Below are 1,313 nucleotides of genomic sequence, written 5' to 3' on the forward strand. Positions count from 1 at the left end.
GGCGGTACGAACCACGGGTGGTTGTCGGTGCCGATGAACACTTCCCAATCGGAGTGGTGCATGAGGCGGTGGTGGAACCCGCACAACAGAACCAGATTGTTCATGTCGGTGGGGCCGCCGTCGCCCCAGTGCCAGATGTGGTGTCCTTCGGTCCAGGCGGCGGGTTTTCCGCAGCCGGGGAACGCGCACCCGTGATCGCGGGCGGTGAGGGCTTTTCGTTGTTTGGCGGTGACGGTGCGTGCGGTGCGGGCGAGGTTGAGCGGGTTGCCGTTCTCGTCCATCACGATCGCAGTGAGAACGCAGTCGCAGGCGAGTTGGCGGGAGGTGTTGCGGGAGAGCGGTCCCATCCACGGCAGCCAGCCGACCGTGGTGCCGTCGCCGAACAGGTCCCGATACGCACCACGATCCGCGGCAGCTCCCGCAGCCTTGCCGGCCTCGGGTTCATCCGCCGCGTCCGGTTCTGCCGTGTCGGGGTGCATCGGTGCGCCGGTGTTGATGTCGACCGGATCGACGGGGTTCGTGTCGGTGTCGGTTTCGGTTGCTGCGCGTGAGGTTTCGTCGTCGGTGATGTCGTCTTCGCCGCCGCAGTTCTGGAGGTCGGTGAGGTCCTGTAACCGGATGTGCAGGTTCAGGTGGGGGCGTTCTCCGCCTTCGATGGGGCGATCGCTGGAGGCGAGGTATTGGTCGAGGATGTGGCCGAAGGCGTCGGCTCTGCGTTTGGCGGGGCTGCGCTGGTCTTGGGTTCCGTCGGCGGCGGGGTGGGGTTCGGTCAACGGGGAGAGTGCGGTGAGCAGCTTTTCGCCGGTGATCGCATCGAAATCACCTTGCAACACCAGCCGACCGTTCAAAGTCTTGGAGGCGAAGAGTTCGTTGCGGTCGGGGTTCTCGGCGGGTGGTTTCTTGGTGCCGAAGCTGTCTTCGAGTCTGGTGATCGCTGCTCGGATGCGGCCGGTGCGTGCGTCGGGCCCTGTCGCGGCTTTGATCAAGGCTGCGCGGGCCATATCGCGACCCTTTTCCGGCAGGTTTTCCGGTGGGGTTTCGGCGAAGGTGAGGATCAGCGCGGCGTGATCGACGGACATGACACCGGTGTTCACGGCGTCGGCGATGTCGGGAAACGCAGCCATGCCGCGGGCGAGGGCGACGATCTTGGTGGCCTTGGACGGTGAGAGCAGGGTGGTGGAGGTCAGCCATCCGGCGGGTCCGGGGAAGCCGAGTTTCTCCCGGCTCACGCGGGTGTCGATCTCGGCGACGAGAGCGATCCGCCGGGCTTCGAGCAACTGGATTTGATGGGAGACCGCGGCGGCGTCGGCGAG

The 1,313-nt window shown here is 66.0% G+C and carries 1 protein-coding gene; it reads right to left on the reverse strand.

The window, feature by feature from the left end:
- Positions 1 to 1,313 (reverse strand): HNH endonuclease signature motif containing protein (locus CH291_RS26460; RefSeq protein ID WP_094689076.1); only part of this gene is annotated, 1,313 nt, incomplete at both ends.

This window comes from Rhodococcus sp. 14-1411-2a, from assembly GCF_002259485.1.
Taxonomy (GTDB): domain Bacteria; phylum Actinomycetota; class Actinomycetes; order Mycobacteriales; family Mycobacteriaceae; genus Rhodococcoides.